Raw genomic sequence first — 19,965 nt, forward strand, 5'->3', positions numbered from 1 at the left:
TCTGCACATGCTGAAAATGAAAATAGGCGCGACAGATAAATTTTGGAGAACCCCTTTTCATTCGTCCAGGTTTTCATTATGATAGAGAACATGCAGTTCACCCTAAATTTTAAGGAACGATATCCATGAACCGAACTAGAACTTTTTTTCAATCATTAACGCCTTTTCAGCTGATTGTAGCTTATTATGCCATAGCGGTCTCCGTCTCGGTTGCTTTGCTTAGCCTGCCTGTAGCCCATCAGGCGGGAGTAGAATGGACGTTTATGGACGGTCTTTTTACAGCTGTAAGTGCTGTAAGCGTAACAGGATTGAGCGTCATAACGGTAGCAGATACCCTGACAACACCCGGCATTTTCATTCTGATGTTTGTGCTGCAGTTCGGGGGGATTGGCGTCATGACGCTTGGAACATTCGTCTGGCTGATTGTCGGCAAGCGAATTGGCCTTAGAGAAAGAAGACTGATTATGGCTGATCAGAATCAGTATGCCCTTTCCGGAATCGTCAACTTGATGAAGCAGGTCCTGTTTTTAATTTTGATCATTGAATTCTGCGGAGGCATGATTCTTGGAACTTACTTTTTAAACTATTATCCCACTTGGCAGGAAGCGTATTTGCACGGTTTCTTTAATTCAGTCAGTGCAACTACAAACGGAGGCTTCGACATTACGGGATCATCGATGATTCCATATGCGGACGATTATTTTATTCAGTTTGTCATCATTCTTTTAATTACGCTTGGAGCGATTGGATTTCCAGTGCTGATTGAAGTGAAGACCTTTCTTTTCAGCAAAAAAGGCAAGTACAGGTTTTCCCTTTTCACAAAGCTGACGACTGTCACATATACCTTGCTCGTTATCGGCGGAACGATTATGATCGCACTGCTTGAGTATCAGTTTTTTTTCAGCGGGAAAAGCTGGCACGAAAGTTTTTTTTATTCCCTGTTCCAGTCAACCGCCACACGAAGCGGGGGACTTGCAACGATGGATGTCAGCCTGTTTTCTGAAGCCACGCTGCTCGTCATGTGCGCTCTGATGTTTATCGGAGCTTCCCCAAGCTCAGTAGGCGGAGGGATCAGGACAACGACATTTGCTTTAAATTTGCTTGCCCTTTATCACTTTGCCAAAGGAAACAAAACCATTAAGATCTTCAAACGGGAACTTCATGAGGATGATGTGAAAAAATCACTCGTCGTCACGCTGATGGCCTTTGTCCTTTGTTTTGGGTCCGTGTTTATTCTTTCAATTACAGAAAAATTCACGCTCATTGAAATTCTTTTTGAAGTATGTTCGGCATTCGGAACGACAGGCTTATCAATGGGAATTACAGCAGAGCTGAGCACGATCGGCAAATGCATCATAATGGTCTTGATGTTTATCGGACGGATCGGCATTGTTACGTTCATTTACATTATCGGATCAAAAGCATCAAAACCAAATTACCACTATCCGAAAGAGCGCGTTATTATCGGGTGACAAAGGATGAAGCAGACAGAGAGACTGTCTGCTTTTGCTGTTTCACAGAGTTTCGTTCAGGAAAATTCTCCCTTGTCTATGCTATACTTTAGCTAATACGTCTTGGGAGAGGTAAGATAACGTGAAAAAATGGATGGCAGTGCTTTTTTCGGTAGTAATGCTTGTGATTCTTTCGGCATGTTCAAAGGGACCGCAGCCTGAAGAGCGGTTTCAGAAATACGTCAGCCTGTGGAATGACCAGGATTTCAGCGGAATGTATGATTATTTATCTTCAGATGCTAAAAAAAGCATAACAAAGCAGGAATTTACAGAGCGATATCAGCAGATTTATAAGTCTATTGAGACGGAAAATCTGAGCATCAGCTATGAGAAGCCGGAGGAGCCAGAAGAGAGAAAAGATGAGAAAGAAGCCTCTTTGCCGTTTTCGTTGAAAATGGATACTCTGGCAGGACCTGTTGCATTCGATAATAAGGCGTCACTCGTTAAGGAAGAGACGGATGATGGAGACAACTGGTTTATCTCGTGGAATCCATCGATGATATTTCCGCAGCTGAAGGAAGGAGATGCGGTCAGAATTTCGGAAGATAAGCCGGAAAGGGGAAGCATCTTGGATAAAAACGGTAAAGGTCTGGCCATAAATGCCGTCGTTCCTGAGATCCAGGCAGTTCCTGAAAAGCTCGGAAGCGATCCTGAAGCTGCAAAAGAAGCAGCGGCAAAGCTTTTGAATCTGACAGTTGAGGACATAGATAAAAAGCTGTCAGCAAGCTGGGTTAAGCCTGATATGTCCGTGCCGGTCGCAAAGGTGGACCCTTCAGAAACTGAGCTGCTCAAAAAAGTGACATCCCTTCCCGGTTTTCAAAAGGCGGATGTATCCTCAAGGTACTACCCGCTGGGTGAGAATGCTGCCCATTTAACCGGATACATAGGCAATATTTCCGGTGAGGAACTCCAAGAGCTGAAAGGGAAAGGATATACAAGTACATCGCAGCTTGGAAAAGCAGGGCTTGAAGAAGTTTACGAAGACGATCTCCGGGGGCAAACCGGATTCAGAATTTATACAGATCCTTCAAACGAAACCATTGCAGAGCGGCCTGCCGAAGACGGCAAGGACATCACTGTAACAATCGACTCTGCTCTGCAGACAGTGCTTTACAATCAGCTGAAAGGTGATTCAGGTACGGCTGCAGCAGTTCATCCGCTGACAGGGGAAACACTTGCGCTTGTCAGCAGCCCGGCCTACAATCCGAACAGCTTTGTTTTTGGAATGTCAGGTGCAGCTTATCAGGCGCTTACAGAACAGACAGGGAATCCGCTGAGCGCCAAATTCAATAAAACATTCTCTCCGGGGTCTGTGTTTAAGCCTCTTACAGCTGCAGCGGGTTTAAAAGCAGGGACACTGAATCCCGCTGAAGTCAAAACCATTACGGGTTTAACCTGGAAGAAAGGGCCTGAGTGGGGGAATTACTCTGTCACAAGAGTAACAGACGCCTATTCAGCGGTTGACCTAAAAAGGGCTCTTGTCTCATCTGACAACATTTACTTCGCACAAGCAGCGCTGGAAATGGGTGCAGATGCTTTTAAAGACGGAGCAGCTGCTTTTGGGCTAGGGGAGCGATTTGAGTTTGACTTCCCGACTGCGGACTCATCAGTCGCGGAGTCTGATCTTGCTGCAAAGGACGTCCTGCTGGCTGACTCAGGATACGGGCAGGGCGAGGTTTTGATGAGTCCGGTTCATATCGCTGCATCCTATACGGCCTTTGTCAATAACGGCAGCATGATTATGCCTTATCTTGAGAAAAAGGATGATGCAGCTCCTGAGATTTGGAAGGAAGGCATTCTAACGCCTGAACAGAGCTCCTTAATCCTGAATCACTTAATCAGCGTCGTGGATGATCCAAGCGGTACCGGCCATGAGCCTGTCGTGCCGGGTCTGAAGCTCGCAGGAAAAACCGGCACAGCCGAACTGAAGATGGCTAAAGGTGAAATAGGTCAGGAAAACGGCTGGTTTGTGGCTGTGAATACGGATCAGCCAAAGCTGCTGATTGCGATGATGATTGAGGATGTGAAAGACAGAGGCGGAAGCCATTATGTGGTGCCAAAAGTAAAACAGGCGTTTTCCGCCTATCTTAAGCAATAATCAAAAAAGAAGCTGCCAGCGCAGCTTCTTTTTTGATACCTTTACCATCTGTAAAAGCTTTTATCTGCTTCTTAACAATTCTTAATAATCCTTTACCTTGACTTTAGATGGGCTTCATTCTGGCGTGATACGTTAGAAGCAGCATCAGAGGGAGGGAAGGCCAATGAAGCATTCTGTAAAAACAGCAGGCATTTTATTCATGATAGTTTTATTTTTATTTTTTGCATCTGTTTTTGGAGAAAGTCAAGGGCGCGCAGGTACAGATGACAGCAAGCTCACTGAAATCCATCTGCTTGGAATCAATGATTTTCATGGTCAGCTGGACACTCATTCTGTTCAATCAGGCAAAAAGGTGGGCGGAGCCGAATATCTTGCTGCTCATATTAACAAACGGAGAGAGCTGCATGAGCACTCGCTGCTCTTGCATGCGGGTGATATGACAGGAGGAAGTCCGCCGCTGTCATCCCTGTTTCTGGATGAGCCGGCCGTTGAGTTTATGAATCAGCTTAAGTTTGATGCCGGCACACCGGGAAACCATGAATTTGACAGAGGAATCGGAGAGCTTAAAAGGCTGATAAACGGAGGGTATCACAGAAGTACAGGATACTTCAAAGGTGCCGATTTTGATTATGTTTCAGCCAATGTGATTGATAAAGAGACAGGAAAACCGATTTTTCCAGCATATACAATAAAAGAAATGGACGGCGTACAGATAGGCATAATCGGTGTGGTAACGAAAGAAACCAATCAATTTCTGCTTCCTGAAAACCGGGAGCAGATTGAAATTACTGATGAGTCTGAGGCAATCAATCAGGCAGCTTCACAACTGAAAAAACTCGGAGTAGAATCAATCGTCGTTTTGGCGCATGCAGCCGCAGCTTCAGATCAAAACGGTGAACGTGCTGGAGAAGAACTTGTCGAGATGGCTCCGAAAATCACCGATGAAGTAGATGTCATATTCGGGGCTCACAGCCATAAGCGTGCAAATACCAGAATCGGAAACAAGCTGATTGTACAGAGCTATTCTTACGGGAAAGCCTTTTCTGATGTAACGCTTCTTATTGACCGCAGCCAGAAGGAAATCATCCAGAAAGAAGCGCAAATTATCCTGACCGACCATAGTCAGGCTGTACCCGATGAAGGTGCTCTCAAGCTTATTGATAAATACAAGAAGAAGGTGGGAGCAGAATACAGCAAGGAAATTGGGAGTCTTCCCCGCGATTTAACAAGAAAAAAGAATCATCAGGGCCAGTCACCTCTTGCCGCACTCCTGGCTGAATCCATGATGAAAGAAATGAATACCGATATTGCTTTCGTCCATCATGGCGGCATCAGGGAAAGCCTGAAGAGAGGGCCTGTGACAAAACAGCACCTTATTGCCGCTCTCCCTTTTAATCATTACGCTGCAGAAGTTTCTTTATCCGGGAAACAAATAAAAGAGGTTCTTGAACAGCAGTGGAGTTTAAAAGCAGAGAACTTGCTTCAAATAAAAGGATTGACCTTTGAGATCGACCGGAGTGCGCCAAAGGGAGAGAGGATAAAAGAATTAAAGACAGAAGATGGTGAAGTAATTGAAGAGAAAAAAATGTATCGTGCGGCCGCAAGCAATTATCTTGCATCAGGAGGAGATGGCTTCGAAGCATTTAAATCAGGAGTAATCATTCAAAAAGGACCGGAACTTTCAGATATACTGTCTCACTATTTGGTTAAAAGTTTTGACAAATAAAAGCCGCTCTTTCCCCAATGGCTGCACCTTTGGGGAAAAAGGGCTTATTTCTAATCCTGTCCATACCCTGCATCTTTATCAGGATGAGAAAACGGAAAGCCATCAGGCTTTTTTTTGCTTTCTAAAAGCTCACGGTTTTCAGGTGTGTTCCAGCCGATGTCGTTAGTAGGATGGACCCATTGATCGCCCGCCATGATGGAAGGATCGACATCATCGCTCCACTGATTTAAGGGAGACTGTTTGGAATCATAAAAACTGTCCCCGATTAAAACGCCGTATTCATTGATAAAGGGTTTTTTCATGGTTATGCCTGTTCCTTTAAAGGACGGGGCACTTGCCTGGTGAGGCATTGTTTCATCCATCGCAAATTCATCTTTTTCACTCATATTCATCACCTCTGTAGTAGTATTGTCTGCTTTTTGGCAGGCTATGAAAGAGACATCTACAAGGAGGAAAAGGATATGAACAAGGAATTTCCGGTTGCAGCTCTTCAGGATCAGTTTCTTGAAAAAGTGAAAAAGATGGAAAATGAACTGAGAGAACAAACAGGCGAAGAGATTGTACTTATTGCCTACAAACACAATAAACAGCAAAACTGACTCGTTTTCCCTCTAATGAAGGATTCGGATTCGCCTAACACTATAAACAGTGAGGTGCTTCTCACAGACTTTCAGGGGGGTATGAAGATGAAAAGAAAAGCCGCAAGAAATCAGGCAGTGAAAAATAATACAACACCGAAAGAAAGCATGGCCGATACTGAATTTGCTGCAGAGGCGGTATACAGCAGCGAGAATCCTGCCAAGGGTGCAAACCGCAACAGTAAAAACGGCAGCAAGGGACGGTCAGGAGGGTCATTCTCATGACAAAGAAGACACACAAAAGCAAAGAGAGCGGACAGCATAAAAAGCAGATGGATCCTGATCTGCTGAAAGAAGAGTTCGGCACTGAAATGGGCGATTATAATTCAGCAAAGTTTTTGGAGGCGGCATCATCCAAAAAGAAGACATGCAAATAAAAGAAAAACCGCTCAGGGGAGCGGTTTTTCTTTGTTATGTCAGCTGACTTTATTATGGAGTTTGTTTTCTTGTACAGCATAGGAGCTTGCCGTCCGTGTAACTGGATCATAATGAACAAGCAGGATGCTCTCGCCGGGCAGCATTTCTCCGTTTCTCAAAAATGCATCCATGTCAAACGGCACCTTATCAAGAATCGTATGCTTATAAAGATCTTTTTCAGTGAAAGCTTTTTCCTCAAATTCTTTTCCAAGCAGTGATGGCTGGGATAGAATCGCCTGATAAATCGTGCTGCGCTCTGACTTCGTCAGCATGTCGTTCCACCATGGCTTGCGCGGTTTATGTTTTTGAGAGGACAGATAGTCGTATTTCATAAATCCTTCTGCCATGTCAGCCTGTTCTTTATGAAGGACAGACAGGAACTCATAAAGACGTTTAAATAAGTCTTCAAGCTGATGCCCGATTCGGACCCATCCCTGTTCGTCCCAGTAGGTACCGAATTGCTGGAAGAAATCAAACGGGGTCTCAAACACATTCTTGATCAGAAATTCGACCGTTGCATCCATCCTGTGATCATTCCAGTACTTCTCAAGCACATCTTCAACTTGTTTAATCTTCACGATATCTTCAAAAGAAAGAACATTATTTTTCAGGATTTCATAAGGCGAGTGGTCCATGTACACATAGTCATGGTCGGCAGCGCGCAGCCGCAGCCCTGTGCCGCGCAGCATTTTCAAGAAGCCGAGCTGCAGCTCCTCAGGACGCATTTCAAATACATCATTAAATGTCTTTTTAAAGGATGTATAATCCTCCTCAGGAAGTCCGGCAATTAAATCAAGATGCTGGTCAATCTTTCCGCCTTCTTTAACCATTGTGACTGTCCTCGTAAGCTTGCTGAAATTCTGGCGTCTCATCACAAGATCATTTGTCGCATCATTTGTGGACTGCACGCCGATCTCAAAACGGAAAAGTCCTTTTGGGGCATTGTCATTTAGAAACTGAATGACTTCAGGCCGCATAATGTCGGCGGTTATTTCAAATTGAAAAACCGTTCCCGGCATATGCTCATCAATAAGAAACTGAAACATCTCCATCGCATAGCTTCTGCTGATGTTGAACGTCCTGTCAACGAACTTTATGGTTTTAGCGCCGTTTTGCATCAGGTAGCGGATGTCATCTTTCACTTTTTCACGGTCAAAATAACGGACGCCTACCTCGATGGAAGACAGACAGAACTGGCAGCTGAACGGACAGCCTCTGCTTGTTTCGATATAGGTAACCCGCTTTGAAAGGTGTGGAATGTCCTCTTCAAAACGAAAAGGAGAAGCAAGTTCAGCCAGATTGATTTTATTCCGCTGAGGATTGATCAGGACCTCGCCATGATTTCTGTAGGCAATTCCAGAGACATTCTTCATATTTTTGTCTGATTGAAGAGCAGTCAAAAATTGCTTGAACGTCTCTTCACCTTCGCCGATGACAATATAATCCGCTTCGGGTATGGATTCCATCCATTCTCTTGTGTCATACGTCACCTCGGGACCGCCGAGCACGATGATGAGGGAAGGATCGATTTTTTTCATCATTTTCATGATTTTAATGGTTTCTTCGATATTCCAAATATAGCAGCTGAAACCAACAACATCAGGTTTCATGCGAAACAGATCGGTCACGACATTCATCGCCGGATCTTTAATTGTATATTCAGCAATGGCCACATCAAAGTCAGGCTGAGCATGTGCTTTCAGGCAGCGCAGGGCAAGACTTGTGTGGATGTATTTTGCGTTCAGCGTACTCAGTACAACGTTCATTTATTAACACCACTTCTAACATAATTTTTAATCCTATCTATTCTATCACATTTTATCCATAATAAAGCGACCTAAAAACATGGAAAAACCCGCTGCACAAGCAGCGGGTCCTATTATTAGCGGTACTGCACCTTTTCTTCTCTGTTTTTGAAGAATTTGCGCAGATTTGTTGCTTTCAGCTCAATAATCGGCTGTGTAACAGTTTTAACAGCATTTGTAGACAAGATGAACGTCAGAAGAACGGACAGAAGAACAATCAGTGTGACGCTCTGATAATCTTTAAGCCATTCGAGAGCCTCGCTGTTTCTGAAGGATCTGACAATGAATCCGTGCAGCAGGTAAACGTAAAATGTCCGTGTTCCCCAATGTGTAAAGAAAAAGCGGCTTTTAGGAATCAGGGAAAGAAAACTGAATGTAAGGACAAATGTCAGTGTGTAAAACCCGAGACGGATCAGCCCGTCTTCAATGCCGACTCCGCCAAACTGGGAGTATGGTTTTGAACCAAACAGCCACTCGTAGTCAAAATCCATAAAGAAATAGGCGGCGAAAACTGCCATCAGCATGGAAATTGATGCGAGGCGCACTTTTACTCCAGTCAGTCGTTTGAAGTGTGATTTATCAAGATAGAACCCGACTAAAAACAGCGGGAAGAAGACAAACGTTCTTGACACACTCAAGTAATTGCTTGCTGAATCGACATAGCCAATTCCTACTCCAAGCGCGATGGCGACAAGAATGGCTGCTCTCTTATCAAGCTTCGTATAGGCGAACAGGAAGAGATTCCAGAAAAACAAGCTCATCAGGAACCAAAGCGACCAGTGCGGATCGAGCGGATTGACGGCAAGAGCGCTTTCGGATTCAACAAGGAAGTAATAGACAGAGTAAATTCCCTGGAAAATCAAATACGGGATAATCAGTTTTTTAAAGATTTTCTGAACATAGCCTTTTTTATTGTACCCTTTTGCAAAGAAGCCTGATATTAAGATAAAGGCAGGCATATGAAAGGTGTACACAAATTTATAAACATTCAGCATAAACTCGTTATCATCAATAAATGAGCGAATAACATGACCAAACACAACAAGAATGATCAGAATAAATTTCGCATTATCGAAATAGCTTTCACGATTTTTCACAGTATCACCCATTTTCACAGAAGTCATTAAAGGCTCCTGCAGTTAGTTTTCCCATAAGGGATATTACTACCCTTTGTACCCTTTCTTAAAAGAGTTTAAAACAGCCAAATAGCAATATAGCTGTTTTTAAAGGGATTGTAAAGAAGTTGTAAGGTGCATGTAAAAAGAACAAATTTTTGCATTCTTCCATGATTCCTCCTTTTTGCATAGGTCCTTAGCAATAAAATTGTCAAATCAGGTAAAACGGTGAAGGACTATTCAGTATTCTGTAGAATTACAGGGGAGATGAAAATTTGCCCGTCGGCAAGGAGCGGAATGATGCATGAGCAAAGTAATGAATGAATGTGAAGTGACGTCATTGCAGGAGCAGATCACGATATTGAAAGAAGAAAATAAGCGGCTTGCAGAAGAGAGCCGTCAGCAGGAATTGATTATTGAAAGTGCGATGGAAGCGATCATCATCCTTGATGAATCGTTTCATTTTATAGATTGCAACAAATCTGCCTGTCATCTTTTTCAGCTGGATAAGCAGGAAATGAGCAAAAGAAAGATGTGTGATTTTCTTTCACTTGTTCCCCACCAGCAGCTGCTGAATCAAGTGGACGAGCTTCGTGACAGGGATCAAATAGAAGATGAACTGATTATCAAGCTTGACAACGGCCAGGTGAAATTTATTGAACTGTCCATTAAGAAAAATGCACTCGGAACCCGGCATCTTGCTCTTATGAGGGATATATCCTCCAACAAAATGCTTGAGCGGGAACGGACGATCAACGAACAGCTCTTTAAAGATCTGTTTCACAGGGCGGTAGACGGCATCGTCATATTTGACGGGAGCGGCCAGTTTATTGATGCGAACGGCTCGTTTTGTCTGAATTTTGAAATAGATAAAAACAGCCTGGGCTCATTTAAGCTAGAGGATTTTGTTGAGCACCAGAATCAGTTTAAACTTGATAAGCTCTGGTCTATTTTAAATGAAGGAGGCAGGGCAAAAGGTGAAATGCCTGTGACGCTTTTGTCAGGGCGCAGAAAAGTATTTGAATTTACATCCACCTCCAATGTGCTCAGCGGGTTCAACATGGCCATTATGAGGGATATCACGGAAAAGCGGAATATGGAAATGAAACTGTTCAAAAGCGAGGAACGTTTCAGGGAAATATTTGAAAATGCAATAGATGCCATTATTATCTGGAACAATGACGGGCGGATCATCAGCGCCAATCAGTCAGCCTGCAGAACGTTTGAGCTTTCAATGGAAAACCTGATCAGCAGCAGCATTTTTGATTTTATGGATCTCAGTGAATCCAAATTCAGGACAGTCAAAAAAGAATATGTAAAATCAGGAGCTATTCGCGAGGAGCTCTTGTTTTATATGCCGAACGGCCAGTGCAAGCAGCTGGAATTCACATCTAAAATGGATGTAACGGACGGGCATCATCTGACTATTCTCCGGAACGTTAGCGACCGAAAGCAAATGGAAAAAGAATTAAGGGAAAGCGAACAGAAATTCAGGAAAATTTTCAACGGGGCAATGGACGGCATTGTACTGATCGATGACAATTACACCATTATTGACGCCAATCAGGCAGCAGGAAAAATCCTCGAGATCCCTCTTGAGGACATCCATAAGTACAATCTGCATGAGCTCATTTCCTATGATAAAATGGAAGGCAGCGCCATGTATCTCATGGACGAAATGACAGAGGAAATTCCATTTAAACTCCAGAACAACAAAGAAAAAATTCTTGAATTTTCATTAAAACGGCATATTATCGAAAACATGAACCTGGCTATTTTCAGAGACGTTACGGAGAAGAAGGAGCTTGAAGAACGGCTCCGCAAATCTGACACGCTGAGCGTTGTCGGAGAGCTTGCAGCAGGGATTGCGCACGAAATCCGAAACCCGATGACGGCTTTAAAGGGTTTTATCCAGCTGCTTGAGGCGAATGTGAAAGAAGACTTTTCCATGTATTTTAACGTGATTACATCTGAACTGAGCCGGATTGAATCCATCATTACAGAATTTCTCATACTCGCAAAGCCGCAGGCCATTTCCTATCAGGAAAAAGATGTCGTGACCATAATGAAGGAAACAATCGATCTTTTGAACGCTCAGGCTATATTGGTCAATGTGCAGATCGAGCTTTTTCATAATGGCTGCGTGCCTCATGTATACTGCGAGCCGAATCAGCTCAAGCAGGTCTTTATCAATATTTTAAAAAATGCGATTGAGGTTATGCCGTCAGGCGGTACAATCCAGGTCAATATATCCCTGAAAAACGAAGATGAACTTCATATTTCGATTATTGACGAGGGGTCAGGCATTCCTGAAGACAAAATCAAGCGCCTCGGGGAACCTTTTTATACAACGAAAGACAGGGGAACTGGACTCGGCCTAATGGTAAGCTACAAAATCATCGAAGAGCACTGCGGAAAAGTGGAGGTTGAAAGCGAAGTCGGAAAAGGCACAGCTTTTCATATCAGCCTGCCGCTTCATCAGACATCATGCTGAAAGGAAGACATCATGAACGCATATAAATCAGTCAGCACGCCAATGGGAATTCTCCGCATAACATCAGACGGAACGTATATAACGAATCTCTTTTTAATGGAAGAACACCTGCATGATTTCATGGAAAAAAATCAGGTGCAGGAGAGCAGCGAAGACCCGCTCCTCAATAAAGCAGAGAAGCAGCTGAATGAATATTTTGCAGGCACCAGAAAAGACTTCAGCCTGCCTCTGAAGCAAAAGGGAACAGCCTTTCAGGAAAAGGTGTGGCAGGCGCTCACTGAAATTCCTTATGGCACTTCCTGCACGTATCAGGCCATCGCTGTAAAGACAGGCAACCCAAAAGCTGTCCGCGCAGTCGGACAGGCCAACAGAAAAAATAATCTTCCCATCATTGTGCCATGCCACCGGGTAATCGGAGCAAACGGCCGAATGACGGGGTATGCAGGAGCGAATGTTCATTTAAAGCAAGTGCTGCTGGACCTGGAAAAAATACCATATAAAATGTAGGTTTGCTTGTCACTTTTTAGCCTTCGCGACATATCATTTGATAAGGATAAAAAAGTTGCTCAAGGGCAAATTGGAAGGGCGGGCTTAAAATGTGGAAAAGGCCGAATAAACTTGCATTTTATACGAGTCTCCTGACTGCCATGCATGTGCTGACAGAAGAACAGAAAAAGCTGATTTTAACTGATAAGAACAGATAAAGTGAAAAGGAGTTCAAGCGATGAACTCCTTTTGCATGAGGAGAATTGGGGCGGGGGGAAAATCATGAAAGATCCAAAAGACGAAAAAGGGATACATACCGATTTCAGCAGCCGGATGACATACGGGGAATATTTGAGTCTCGGACAGCTGCTTGGCAGTCAGAACCGATTATCTGGCCATCATGATGAAATGCTGTTTATCATTATCCATCAAGTCAGCGAATTATGGATGAAGCTGATTCTGCATGAGCTGCAGGCGAGCATACAGGCAATCGAAGATGGAAACCTGTCGATGGCATTTAAAATGCTTGCCCGCGTCTCAAAAATCCAGTCACAGATTATCGAATCCTGGGACGTGCTTTCTACATTAACGCCGTCTGAATATGTGCAGTTCCGCGACAAGCTTGGCCAGGCTTCAGGATTTCAGTCCCATCAGTACAGACTGATTGAATTTGCCCTCGGCTATAAAACCACGCATGTTCTGGAAATTTACAAAAAAGATGAAGGGCTGCACAGCGAGCTGTCAAAAGCCCTTAACAGCCCAAGCATTTATGATGTTTCAATTCAGGCACTCGCTAAAGCAGGGCTTCCGATTAGAGATGAGATTCTGAGCAGGGATCTTTCTCTGACCTATAAAGGCGATCCTTCAGTAGAGGCAGCCTGGCTCGAAGTATACAGGAATCCCGGCACCTACTGGGACTTGTATGAGCTTGCTGAAAAATTGATCGATATTGAGGACTGGCTTCAGCAATGGCGTTTCCGCCACATGAAAACAGTCGAACGGATCATTGGATTCAAAAAAGGAACAGGCGGATCTTCAGGCGTCACCTATTTAAAAAAAGTACTCGATCACCGTTTTTTTCCTGAACTGTGGGATATCCGGACGAAATTATGATGACATGGGCTCAAGCTGAATGCTTGGGTCTTTTTTTTGTGTGGTTGTGCTGGGGGCAGCTTTTAAGAGCACTTTTGTTTTGTTGGGGGGCAGAGTTTGTGCTGCAAACATTGTTTAAGAGCACTTTTTTCTTGCTGTGAATCAGAGTTTGTGCTGAAAACATTGTTTAAGAGCACTTTCGTCTTGTTGCGGATCAGAGTTTGTGCTGCAAACATCGTTTAAGAACACTTTATTCTTGCTGTGAATTAGAGTTTGTGTTGCAAACATTGTTTAAGAACACTTTCGCCCCTGTGCCAGTCAGAGTTCGTGTTGTAAACAACAGTTAAGAATACTTTCACCACTGTGCTAGTCAGGGTTAGTGTTGTAAAAGTCGCTTAAGAACGAAAACGTATTCGCGACAATCTGAGTTTGTGCTGCAAACATCCCATAACAGCAATTACCCCCTCCCAGGCAAAGCGCCAGTTTTTCAAAACCGAGATTGACAGAAATATCTAATTCGATTATCATCTAATTAGATAATAATCGAATTAGATGGAGGGGAACAACTATACAGCTCAGCAAACTTGTCACATTTCACAAAGTAATGGGAGATGCCACACGCATCCGCATTCTGGCTCTTTTGGCGAAAAGCCCTAAAAACGGGCAGGCGCTGGCCGGAATACTGGGTTTGACGCCGCCTACCATCACACATCATTTAGCGAAACTAAGGGAGACAGGCGTTGTCACTGAAAAACGGGTAAAAAACACCGTCTATTTTCAGGTGAACGAAAAGCTGCTGCAGCAGCTTTCACTTGGGATGATGGAAATTGTCACTGGAAAAGGGGAGCTTGAGATGAATCAGGAAAAAACGGGTGAACATGCGAGAATTCTGGGGAACTATTTAACAAAAGATGGAAAATTAAAAACCATTCCGCCGCAGCGGAAAAGAAGGCTTATTGTTTTATATCACTTGGCTAAAGAATTTGAGCCGGGAAGAAAATATCCGGAAAAAGAGATCAATGACATCATAAAAAAATACCACGAAGATTTTGCGACGATCAGGCGGGAATTTATAGTGAATCATATGATGTACCGCGAGAACAGCATCTATGAACTGAACCCTAAAGAGCTTTGGGCGAAGATTGAATAGGGGGCATTGTATGCTGACATTTGTACCGGTGCAGGACAAGCATCTCCTTGATGCAGAACTCTGTATCATGAACTCAAATCCTGCGTATAACTTAATTTCTGAAGACAGGGAAATGCTTAATAAGCAGGACATAGCAGAAGACAGGGAAGAAGGGAAAGCAGTCAGTGCCAAACGATTTTTAATCATGGACGGCGATTTTCCTGCAGGCATATTCGAATATTGCCCGCTTAATCCGAGTGATAAAAAACCATGGATTGGCTTGTTTATTCTTCACCGTTCTTATCATGGAAAAGGGTATGCCGCTGCAGCATATGAGACAGCAGAAAAGCTGCTTCTGGATGAAGGGTTCTCTGAAATGAGGCTTGGAGTCCTGACCGAAAATGAGCGGGGGAGGAAGTTTTGGATCAAGATGGGGTATTCTGCTTTTAAAGAGGGAGTGCACAAAGGCAAGCCCATCATCCACTTCACAAAACAAATCAAGTAGAGCCGGATGGCTCTACTTTTTGGCTTGTTGGAAGAGGTTTTTTATTTCCAGCAGGTAGTCTCCGGATAAAACGCCTTCCTCTGTGATAATGCCGGTTATTAGTTCATGAGGCGTTACATCAAATGCGGGATTAAATACCTGCACTCCTTCAGGTGCAACGCGGCAGCCCGCTATGTGAGTGATTTCTGCAGCATCACGCTCTTCTATTGGAATGTCTGCTCCGCTGCCTGTTGCAGGATCAAAGGTCGAAAGAGGTGCAGCTACATAGAACGGAATCTGGAAAGCATGTGCAAGAAGGGCAAGGCCGTAGGTGCCGATTTTATTGGCTGTATCTCCATTTGCAGCAATCCGGTCAGCACCGACAATGATGGCTGAGATCTGTTTTGTGCGGATCGTATGCGCAGCCATACTGTCTGTAATCAGCGTTACATCAACGCCTGCCTCCATAAGCTCCCATGCTGTCAGCCTTGATCCCTGCAGCACAGGACGTGTTTCACAGGCGTATACACGCAAAGGGATGCCTTTTTCTTTTGCCAGGTAAAAAGGCGAGAGAGCCGTTCCGTATCTTGCTGTGGCAATAGAGCCTGCATTGCATATGGTCATAACAGCGTCGCCTTCATTAAAAAGAGGCAGAGCATGCTCGCCGATTTTCCTGCACGTTTCTTCATCTTCAACCTGTATTTGTATCGCTTCATGCAGCAGAACTGTTTTTGCTTCTTCTGCAGATATGGCATGCTGCACACTGTTTTTCAAGCGGCTGAGAGCCCAGAAAAGGTTGACGGCAGTCGGCCTTGAACTGGCAAGATAATCATGATCGCGGGAAAGCCATTTTTGAAATTTCGAAATATCATCTGTTTCATAGTTTTTTGCCGCGAGCGCGAGCCCGAAAGCAGCTGCAATGCCGATTGCAGGGGCTCCGCGCACTTTAAGGGTTTTAATGGCATCCCACACATCCTCAACCGTTTCGAGGTGAAGATATTCCGTCGCAGCAGGCAGTTTCTGCTGATCAAGAAGGCGGATATAGGATTCTTTCCATTCGACAGAACGGGGTATGATCGATTGCTGGTATGTCATGGTGAATGCTCCTTATCTGACAGGTACTTGTTTGAAATAGTCTGCAATTTGTGCAGGTGTTTTGATGCTGCTGCGGTGCTTGACAAGTTTCTTTCCGAGTTCGAGCGCGCGGATTTTAGCTTCAATCTTTCTGTCATGCGGCTCTATTAAATCAAGGTCTGCAACGTGCGCCAGCCCTATGGTCCTTCTGATGATTTCCACACCTGCAAAGCCAACCGCATCTTCAAATGTTTTTTCCAGGATGAAGGAAAGATAGCCGTCGATTCCTGTGTAAACTTCAAGGCCGTCTTTCTCCCATGCTTTAGAAAACTCCTCGGCAAATACAGTCCACGCCGTTTCAATATGATCCAGGAGGACCTGCTGTTTTGCTTCCTCGCGTGAAATGGCATTCATTAATAAATTTGCCGTGAAATGCCCGTAGTCAAAACCAATTGGACCATAGTAAGCAAATTCCGGATCGATGACTTTTGTCGTTTCATCATCTGCAAAAATACTGCCCGTATGAAGATCTCCGTGAACAAGAGTCTCGGCTTCTGTTAAAAATTTATGCTTCAGCTTGGCAACTTCAAGCTTCAGTTCCGTGTCGTTCCAAATGGCTTCTGCTGCAGGTCTCAGTTCATCTTCAAAACTGTTTGATTCCACATCAAAAAAGGGATCTGTAAAAACGAAATCTTCCGTTATTTTACAGAGCTCAGGGTTTGAAAACTGCTTTACCAGATGCTTTTTTGTCTGCGGATTTAAAGCGAAATCCGAGCTGTAGAAAAGGGTTTTTCCGAGAAATTCACCAATGTGGCGCCCAAGAAGTGGGAATTCTTTGCCTCCGATCAAACCGGCGCGTGCAATCTGAAGATGGGATAGGTCCTCCATGGCTGTAATGGCAAGTGTTTCATCTGAGTAATAAATCTTCGGCACGTATTCTCCTGCCGTTTCAGACTGCTTGAGCATGGCGCTGCTTTCAATTCTTGCGCGGTCAAGCGTAAGCGGCCAGCTCTCGCCAATAACCTTTGCATATGGAAGAGCCTGTTTAATGATCAGGCCTTTATTTGTTTGATCGGTAATGCGGAAAACGAGATTTAAGTTGCCGTCTCCTATTTCCGTGCAGGAAAGCACGCTTTTTTCCTCAAATAATCCGAGCCTGAGGGCAAGTGTGACGGCAGCGCTTTCTGTTAATGGTTCATAAGATTGATAGTTTGACATGGAATTCTTCCTCCGGTTTCATATGGACTTTTACTGCCAGCAGCAAGAACATGTCGTCTGAGAAAGAGACTATGTACATGTAAAAAAGCCTCTTTCACAGGGAAAGAGGCTTGAAGGCGCAGGCTTCGCACCTCTTATCTGCCAGAAAGATGTCTTTCTGCTGGAATTAGCACCGTGCCTTGTGGAAGAAGTCTTCCGGCGCAAAAAGCTGCGCCCCATTTCGCAATGGTATTACGGTCGGTTGCTGGGCATCATAGGGCCAAATCCCTCCGCCTGCTCTTGATAAGAGATTATATTAGGTTTTGTTTTCAAATAATTCACAATTGATCACTTGTTCTGAATGTTAACAGGTTTTAAAGAAAAATGTCAATGCTTTTTTTTAGAAAGTTACAAATAAAAATGCGGAAGTCTGTCTTCAAAAACGGGAATTTGCTTTCGGATTTCTTTTACCTTTTCCAGGTCGATTTCTGCTGTAAGAACGGCTTCCTCTGTCCCTGCTTCAGCAAGAATTTCTCCCCATGGATCAATGATCATGGAATGGCCGGCAAATACATTTTTCGGATCAGCACCGGACCTGTTGCACGCCACAACATAGCACTGATTTTCAATCGCGCGGCTGATCAGCATGGTTTTCCAGTGATGAAGTCTCGGAAGCGGCCACTCTGCGACAACGAACAGGATCTCAGCTCCATTAACGGTATGAGCGCGGATCCATTCTGGAAAACGAATGTCATAGCAAATGACTCCGGCACTTTGAATTCCTTCAAGCTTAAAAAGCCCTTTTTCTGTGCCGCCATTTAGATATAAGTGTTCATCCATCAGTTTGAAAAGGTGCAATTTGCTGTATTCGTGCAAGAGTTCACCCTGTCTGTCAAACACGTACATGGTGTTCGTTACCCCTGCCTCTGTCCTTTTAGCCACAGACCCTGCTATGATATTAACCGAGCAGTTTTTTGAAAGTCCGCTCATCAGAGAGGGGGTGCGTTTTCCTTCATCATCTGCGAGCACATCAAGACGTGTCAGGTCATATCCGGTCGTCCATAACTCCGGCAGTACAATCACATCAGGTTTGTCGCTAAGCATGATGGATTTCATCTTTTCTTCCACTGCTGCAATGTTTTCGTCCGGTTTTCCGAAAGCAATGTCTGTCTGAAGGCAGGCGATTTTAAGTTTCATATGCGTCATCTCCGCTAAAAAATATTTTCCTTTACAAGCTGACTATAACAATATATGATTTTTCACTAGAATTTCAAGAATTTTCATAAGAAGGTGCAAAGATGAAAAAGTTCGAGCAATCAGCGCTATTAAATAATCTTCCAAAACAATTTTTTGCAGGTCTCGTTGCAAAAGTTAACACAAGTATTGAGGCCGGACATGATGTCATTAATCTTGGCCAGGGGAATCCGGATCAGCCGACGCCGCCTCATATTGTAAAAGCCCTGCAGGAAGCAGCAGGCAAACCGGACTATCACAAATATTCCCCGTTCAGAGGACAGCGTTTTTTGAAAACGGCGATAACAGAATTTTATCAAAGGGAATATGGCGTTACACTGGATCCTGACACAGAAGTGGCGATTCTATTTGGGGGAAAGGCAGGTCTTGTCGAAATTCCGCAGTGTCTCCTTAATCCCGGTGAGACGGTTCTTGTTCCCGACCCGGGCTATCCCGATTATTGGTCAGGCGTAGAGCTTGCGAGGGCCCGTATGGAATATATGCCTCTTTTGAAGGAAAATGAGTTTTTGCCTGACTATTCCAAGCTCTCTGAAAAAGCGAAGGCGGATGCTAAGCTCATGTTTTTAAACTATCCGAACAACCCTACAGGGGCAGTTGCAAGCCGGAGCTTTTTCGATGACACGGTTGCGTTTGCTGAAGAAAATGACATTTGCGTCGTGCATGATTTTGCCTATGGAGCAATTGGCTTTGACGGCAAAAAGCCGGTCAGCTTTCTTGAATCCGAGGGAGCAAAAGAGACTGGAATTGAAATTTATACGCTGTCTAAGACGTATAATATGGCAGGGTGGAGGATCGGGTTTGCAGTCGGCAATAAAAGCGTCATAGAGTCGATTAATCTTTTCCAGGATCACATGTTTGTCAGTGTGTTCAGCGGAATACAGGAAGCAGCAGCTGCTGCTCTTCTTGCCCCGCAGGATTGCGTCAGCGAGCTTGTCGCACGCTATGAAAGCAGGCGTGCGGCGTTTATAGACGCACTGAACGGCACCGGCTGGAAAGTGGAGGCTCCTCCGGGATCATTCTTTGCTTGGCTGCCTGTACCCGGGGGATTCACATCGGAATCATTCGCTGACTATCTGCTGGAACACGCTCATGTTTGCGTGGCGCCGGGCATTGGATTCGGGACGTTCGGTGAGGGGTATGTCCGTGCGGGACTTTTAACCTCTGAAGAGAGATTGAGAGAAGCAGCTGAAAGAATAAAATCTTTAAATCTCTTTTCACAGTCAGTTGACAGCTGAGGGAAAAGCTGTCATAATCCAAATTAATTTCAGGTTATTCAGAACATATACAATTCTTATCAAGAGCAGGTGGAGGGACTGGCCCGATGAAGCCCGGCAACCGACTTAAACGATGTTTAAGCACGGTGCTAAATCTTGCAGCAATTGCTGGCAGATAAGGATCTTACCCATTTCAGATAAGGTCTCTTCCGTCAGCGGAGGGGACCTTTT

18 protein-coding genes and 2 riboswitches are annotated in these 19,965 nt (G+C 44.3%); of the genes, 12 read left to right on the plus strand and 6 right to left on the minus strand.

The features are described 5' to 3' along the window. The first annotated feature begins 125 nt into the window (after nt 1–125). The 3 genes from JOJ89_RS07415 to JOJ89_RS07425 all read left to right on the plus strand — a co-directional run bounded on the left by JOJ89_RS07415 (nt 126) and on the right by JOJ89_RS07425 (nt 5,335). Entirely contained in the window at nt 126–1,472 is a 1,347-nt protein-coding gene (locus JOJ89_RS07415) for a TrkH family potassium uptake protein (RefSeq protein ID WP_029281802.1), read from the plus strand. Nucleotides 1,473–1,593: 121 nt separating this feature from the next. After that, entirely contained in the window at nt 1,594–3,609 is a 2,016-nt protein-coding gene (locus JOJ89_RS07420) for a penicillin-binding transpeptidase domain-containing protein (RefSeq protein ID WP_203290039.1), read from the plus strand. Nucleotides 3,610–3,772: 163 nt separating this feature from the next. Further along, entirely contained in the window at nt 3,773–5,335 is a 1,563-nt protein-coding gene (locus tag JOJ89_RS07425; RefSeq protein ID WP_203290040.1) for a bifunctional metallophosphatase/5'-nucleotidase, read from the plus strand. Between the two features lie 50 nt (nt 5,336–5,385). Here JOJ89_RS07425 and JOJ89_RS07430 read toward each other — a convergent pair whose 3' ends face one another. Next, nucleotides 5,386–5,721: a DUF3905 domain-containing protein gene (locus tag JOJ89_RS07430; RefSeq protein ID WP_029281797.1), complete on the minus strand. Its 336-nt coding sequence runs from the start codon at nt 5,719–5,721 to the stop codon at nt 5,386–5,388. Between the two features lie 75 nt (nt 5,722–5,796). On the opposite strand from JOJ89_RS07430, the gene JOJ89_RS07435 reads away from it, so the two are divergent. The 3 genes from JOJ89_RS07435 (at nt 5,797) to JOJ89_RS07445 (ending at nt 6,350) form a co-directional block, all read left to right on the plus strand. Continuing rightward, nucleotides 5,797–5,934: a hypothetical protein gene (locus JOJ89_RS07435; protein WP_168713757.1), complete on the plus strand. Its 138-nt coding sequence runs from the start codon at nt 5,797–5,799 to the stop codon at nt 5,932–5,934. 87 nt (nt 5,935–6,021) lie between these two features. Beyond that, nucleotides 6,022–6,198, plus strand: coding sequence for a hypothetical protein (locus JOJ89_RS07440; RefSeq protein ID WP_029281795.1), 177 nt, complete (start codon nt 6,022–6,024; stop codon nt 6,196–6,198). Further along, complete coding sequence (locus JOJ89_RS07445) at nt 6,195–6,350, plus strand: hypothetical protein (RefSeq protein ID WP_168713758.1); 156 nt, start codon at nt 6,195–6,197, stop codon at nt 6,348–6,350. The genes JOJ89_RS07440 and JOJ89_RS07445 overlap by 4 nt, the downstream gene beginning before the upstream one ends. Before the next feature lie 39 nt (nt 6,351–6,389). On the opposite strand, the gene JOJ89_RS07450 is transcribed toward JOJ89_RS07445, so the two are convergent. Both JOJ89_RS07450 and JOJ89_RS07455 read right to left on the minus strand, forming a co-directional pair. Then, nucleotides 6,390–8,156, minus strand: coding sequence for a B12-binding domain-containing radical SAM protein (locus JOJ89_RS07450; protein WP_203290041.1), 1,767 nt, complete (start codon nt 8,154–8,156; stop codon nt 6,390–6,392). Nucleotides 8,157–8,272: 116 nt separating this feature from the next. Then, the gene (locus tag JOJ89_RS07455) at nt 8,273–9,319 is read right to left on the minus strand and encodes an acyltransferase family protein (RefSeq protein WP_051865119.1); all 1,047 of its coding nucleotides are present in this window, start codon (nt 9,317–9,319) and stop codon (nt 8,273–8,275) included. 295 nt (nt 9,320–9,614) lie between these two features. Here JOJ89_RS07455 and JOJ89_RS07460 point away from each other — a divergent pair, with 295 nt between their 5' ends. From JOJ89_RS07460 to JOJ89_RS07480, 5 genes are all read left to right on the plus strand, one after another. Then, nucleotides 9,615–11,804 (plus strand): PAS domain-containing sensor histidine kinase, encoded by a 2,190-nt coding sequence (locus JOJ89_RS07460; protein ID WP_029281789.1) that lies wholly within the window; start codon nt 9,615–9,617, stop codon nt 11,802–11,804. 12 nt (nt 11,805–11,816) lie between these two features. After that, complete coding sequence (locus JOJ89_RS07465; protein ID WP_029281787.1) at nt 11,817–12,311, plus strand: methylated-DNA--[protein]-cysteine S-methyltransferase; 495 nt, start codon at nt 11,817–11,819, stop codon at nt 12,309–12,311. A gap of 261 nt (nt 12,312–12,572) precedes the next feature. Continuing rightward, nucleotides 12,573–13,403: a tryptophan 2,3-dioxygenase gene (kynA, locus tag JOJ89_RS07470; RefSeq protein WP_029565434.1), complete on the plus strand. Its 831-nt coding sequence runs from the start codon at nt 12,573–12,575 to the stop codon at nt 13,401–13,403. Nucleotides 13,404–13,950: 547 nt separating this feature from the next. After that, on the plus strand, nt 13,951–14,532 hold the full coding sequence (locus JOJ89_RS07475; protein WP_029281783.1) for a DUF2087 domain-containing protein: 582 nt from the start codon (nt 13,951–13,953) through the stop codon (nt 14,530–14,532). Between the two features lie 10 nt (nt 14,533–14,542). After that, nucleotides 14,543–15,016 carry a GNAT family N-acetyltransferase gene (locus tag JOJ89_RS07480; protein ID WP_203290042.1) on the plus strand — a complete coding sequence of 158 codons (474 nt, stop codon included), beginning with the start codon at nt 14,543–14,545 and terminating at the stop codon, nt 15,014–15,016. A 12-nt stretch (nt 15,017–15,028) separates the two neighbouring features. On the opposite strand, the gene mtnA is transcribed toward JOJ89_RS07480, so the two are convergent. The 3 genes from mtnA to JOJ89_RS07495 all read right to left on the minus strand — a co-directional run bounded on the left by mtnA (nt 15,029) and on the right by JOJ89_RS07495 (nt 18,463). Next, a complete protein-coding gene (gene mtnA / locus JOJ89_RS07485; RefSeq protein ID WP_203290043.1) occupies nt 15,029–16,090 on the minus strand; it encodes an S-methyl-5-thioribose-1-phosphate isomerase in 1,062 nt (353 codons plus the stop codon). 12 nt (nt 16,091–16,102) lie between these two features. Further along, the gene (mtnK, locus tag JOJ89_RS07490) at nt 16,103–17,287 is read right to left on the minus strand and encodes an S-methyl-5-thioribose kinase (RefSeq protein ID WP_203290044.1); all 1,185 of its coding nucleotides are present in this window, start codon (nt 17,285–17,287) and stop codon (nt 16,103–16,105) included. 131 nt (nt 17,288–17,418) lie between these two features. Continuing rightward, nucleotides 17,419–17,576: riboswitch (SAM riboswitch) on the minus strand. A gap of 98 nt (nt 17,577–17,674) precedes the next feature. Next, nucleotides 17,675–18,463: a carbon-nitrogen family hydrolase gene (locus tag JOJ89_RS07495; RefSeq protein WP_203290045.1), complete on the minus strand. Its 789-nt coding sequence runs from the start codon at nt 18,461–18,463 to the stop codon at nt 17,675–17,677. Between the two features lie 101 nt (nt 18,464–18,564). Between JOJ89_RS07495 and JOJ89_RS07500 the strand changes: the two genes are divergently transcribed. Beyond that, complete coding sequence (locus JOJ89_RS07500; protein ID WP_203290046.1) at nt 18,565–19,755, plus strand: pyridoxal phosphate-dependent aminotransferase; 1,191 nt, start codon at nt 18,565–18,567, stop codon at nt 19,753–19,755. A gap of 53 nt (nt 19,756–19,808) precedes the next feature. Then, a riboswitch (SAM riboswitch) is annotated at nt 19,809–19,916 on the plus strand. Nucleotides 19,917–19,965 lie beyond the last annotated feature (49 nt).

The sequence above is a fragment of the Metabacillus sp. cB07 genome, from assembly GCF_016839225.1.
GTDB lineage: Bacteria > Bacillota > Bacilli > Bacillales > Bacillaceae > Bacillus_P > Bacillus_P indicus.

What these genes read in the sequence shown, in the direction of transcription:
- JOJ89_RS07415 (WP_029281802.1), top strand. Translation starts at nt 126, where the DNA reads ATGAACCGAACTAGAACTTTTTTTCAATCATTAACGCCTTTTCAGCTG.
- JOJ89_RS07425 (WP_203290040.1), top strand. Translation starts at nt 3,773, where the DNA reads ATGAAGCATTCTGTAAAAACAGCAGGCATTTTATTCATGATAGTTTTA.
- JOJ89_RS07430 (WP_029281797.1), bottom strand. Translation starts at nt 5,721, where the DNA reads ATGAGTGAAAAAGATGAATTTGCGATGGATGAAACAATGCCTCACCAG.
- JOJ89_RS07435 (WP_168713757.1), top strand. Translation starts at nt 5,797, where the DNA reads ATGAACAAGGAATTTCCGGTTGCAGCTCTTCAGGATCAGTTTCTTGAA.
- JOJ89_RS07440 (WP_029281795.1), top strand. Translation starts at nt 6,022, where the DNA reads ATGAAAAGAAAAGCCGCAAGAAATCAGGCAGTGAAAAATAATACAACA.
- JOJ89_RS07445 (WP_168713758.1), top strand. Translation starts at nt 6,195, where the DNA reads ATGACAAAGAAGACACACAAAAGCAAAGAGAGCGGACAGCATAAAAAG.
- JOJ89_RS07450 (WP_203290041.1), bottom strand. Translation starts at nt 8,156, where the DNA reads ATGAACGTTGTACTGAGTACGCTGAACGCAAAATACATCCACACAAGT.
- JOJ89_RS07455 (WP_051865119.1), bottom strand. Translation starts at nt 9,319, where the DNA reads ATGACTTCTGTGAAAATGGGTGATACTGTGAAAAATCGTGAAAGCTAT.
- JOJ89_RS07460 (WP_029281789.1), top strand. Translation starts at nt 9,615, where the DNA reads ATGAGCAAAGTAATGAATGAATGTGAAGTGACGTCATTGCAGGAGCAG.
- JOJ89_RS07465 (WP_029281787.1), top strand. Translation starts at nt 11,817, where the DNA reads ATGAACGCATATAAATCAGTCAGCACGCCAATGGGAATTCTCCGCATA.
- kynA (WP_029565434.1), top strand. Translation starts at nt 12,573, where the DNA reads ATGAAAGATCCAAAAGACGAAAAAGGGATACATACCGATTTCAGCAGC.
- JOJ89_RS07480 (WP_203290042.1), top strand. Translation starts at nt 14,543, where the DNA reads ATGCTGACATTTGTACCGGTGCAGGACAAGCATCTCCTTGATGCAGAA.
- mtnA (WP_203290043.1), bottom strand. Translation starts at nt 16,090, where the DNA reads ATGACATACCAGCAATCGATCATACCCCGTTCTGTCGAATGGAAAGAA.
- mtnK (WP_203290044.1), bottom strand. Translation starts at nt 17,287, where the DNA reads ATGTCAAACTATCAATCTTATGAACCATTAACAGAAAGCGCTGCCGTC.
- JOJ89_RS07495 (WP_203290045.1), bottom strand. Translation starts at nt 18,463, where the DNA reads ATGAAACTTAAAATCGCCTGCCTTCAGACAGACATTGCTTTCGGAAAA.
- JOJ89_RS07500 (WP_203290046.1), top strand. Translation starts at nt 18,565, where the DNA reads ATGAAAAAGTTCGAGCAATCAGCGCTATTAAATAATCTTCCAAAACAA.